Origin of the sequence: Mycobacterium sp. (assembly GCF_049281135.1) — a bacterium.
In the GTDB taxonomy this organism is placed as follows: domain Bacteria; phylum Actinomycetota; class Actinomycetes; order Mycobacteriales; family Mycobacteriaceae; genus Mycobacterium.
This window is the reverse complement of sequence record NZ_JBAPRN010000200.1, coordinates 1-2,120: the sequence shown is the minus strand read 5'-3', so window position 1 is coordinate 2,120 and position 2,120 is coordinate 1. Positions and strand designations below refer to the sequence as shown.

The 2,120-nt window shown below is 67.1% G+C and carries 3 protein-coding genes; all 3 read right to left on the bottom strand.

Features of this window, described 5'->3' with window-relative positions:
- The coding region (locus WAN02_RS08325) for a hypothetical protein (RefSeq protein ID WP_422263681.1) at nucleotides 1–73 on the bottom strand (73 nt) is incomplete at its 3' end.
- 83 nt (nucleotides 74–156) lie between these two features.
- Nucleotides 157–1,776 carry a dipeptide ABC transporter ATP-binding protein gene (locus tag WAN02_RS08320; RefSeq protein WP_422263680.1) on the bottom strand — a complete coding sequence of 540 codons (1,620 nt, stop codon included), beginning with the start codon at nucleotides 1,774–1,776 and terminating at the stop codon, nucleotides 157–159.
- Nucleotides 1,777–1,847: 71 nt separating this feature from the next.
- The coding region (locus tag WAN02_RS08315) for an ABC transporter permease subunit (protein WP_422263679.1) at nucleotides 1,848–2,120 on the bottom strand (273 nt) is incomplete at its 5' end.

The following is a 2,120-nucleotide window of genomic DNA, read 5'->3' as shown; positions in this document are numbered from 1 at the left end:
CCTCACGAGCCTGGTCGCTGGCGGCGGCCACACCGGGCAGCTCCATCAGCGGAGCCAGCGGGTCAGAGGTCATTCGCGCCGCTCCTCCTCATCGCTTCATCCCCCTCGCCGCTCCGTGGCTGGGAGGTGCCCCCACTGCATCGTCGCCGGCGCAGGTCACGAGCTGTCACGATAGCCAGCCGCGGCGCTCGGGATTGCGGCCAGTAGTTGCCGGGTGTAGTCATCGCGCGGCGTGGTGAAGACGTCCTCGGTAGCCGCATGCTCGACCACCCGGCCCGCGCGCATGACCATGACCTCGTCGGCGATCTGCCGGATGACCGCCAGGTCGTGGCTGATGAACAGATACGTCAGGCCGAGAGCGGCCTGCAACTCGGCAAGCAATTCCAGGATCTGCGCCTGCACCACGACGTCGAGCGCGGAGACCGCCTCGTCACACACCAGGACCTCCGGTCGCAGCGCCAAGGCACGTGCGATCGCGACCCGCTGACGTTGCCCTCCGGACAGTTCGCGCGGTCGCCGGTTCAGCAGCGACGGCGGCAGCGCGACCTGCTCGCAGAGCTCACGGACGGTCTGCTGACGTTGACGGCGGTCGCCGATCCGATGGATCCGCAACGGCTCGGAGATGATGTGCGCAACCGAGTACATCGGATCCAGGCTGCCGTAAGGATTCTGGAACACCGGCTGCACTCGGCGGCGAAACGCCAGCGTCTGCCCGCGGCCCAGTGATGCGGTGTCGGAAACGTCGAGGCCCTCGAAAAGCACTGTGCCCGAACTGGGTTGAAGCAGACCAAGCACCATCCGGGCCAGGGTCGACTTTCCAGAGCCGGATTCGCCCGCGATCGCCAGTGTGGTACCTCGGCGCAATCGGAACGACACGTCGTCGACGGCGCGCACCTCTGCCTTGCGCCACGGCGCTCCGCGCGACGGCCGGTAGACCTTGGTCAACCCCGAGGCGACGATTACGTCCGGCCCCTCCGTCGTGACGGTCCTTGCGAGGGGCTTGTCATGTAGCGATGGCGCGGCCGCCACCAAACGCCGGGTGTAGGGATGCTGTGGATCGCCCAGAATCTGCTGTGCCACTCCGGTTTCCACCACCGCGCCCTGGTACAGGACTATCAGGCGCTCGGCTCGTTCGGCGGCCAGCGCGAGATCATGGGTGATCAGCAGCACCGCGGTGCCCAGTTCACCCGCGAGTTGCTGCAGATGGTCGAGCACCTGACGCTGGACGGTGACGTCCAGCGCTGAGGTCGGTTCGTCGGCGATCAACAGCCGCGGCCGGCCGGCCAACCCGATGGCGATCAGGGCGCGCTGACACATACCGCCGGACAATTGGTGCGGGTACTGCCGGGCGCGCAATGCCGGATCGGACATACCGGCGTCGGCGAGCAGCTGGACTGCTTGGCGATCGACATTGTTGGCGCGCAGCGCTTCTCGTACCTGAAAACCCACCTTCCACACCGGATTCAGGTTGGTCATCGGATCCTGTGGCACGTAACCGATGCCGTTGCCCCGGATCGATCGAAGCTGTCGCCGGCCGGCCGCGGTGAGGTCGACCCCGTCAAACAGGATGCGCCCGGCCGTGATTCGACCTCCCAGCGGCAGCAGACCCAGAATCGCCGCAGCGGTGGTGGACTTGCCCGAACCCGATTCGCCGACGATCGCCACGGTCTGCCCGCTGCGCACCTCAAGATCCACTCCCCGCACCGCCGGAGCGTCGTCACCGAACCCGACCTCCAGACCGGCGACGCTCAGCAGTGGCGACTCAGACGTTCTCATCTGCGCCGCTCCCCCGCAAGCGGGAGGTGCCCCCACATCGCTCCTTTGCTCTGCATCGTCGCCGGCGCGCGTCATGGCCGCCTCGCCCGCGACGTCGGGTCCAAGGCGTCGCGCAGCACGTCGCCCATGATCAGGAATGCCAGCACGGTGATCGCCAGCGCACCAGCCGGATAGAACAAAATCGGCGATCCGGCCCGCAACCGGATTTGATCGACGTTGATGTCGCCGCCCCACGACACCACCGAGGGCGGCAGTCCGACCCCGAGGTAGGACAGCGTGGCTTCGGTGACGATGAACATCCCGAGCGCGATCGTCGACATCGCGATGACTGGGCCGATGGCATT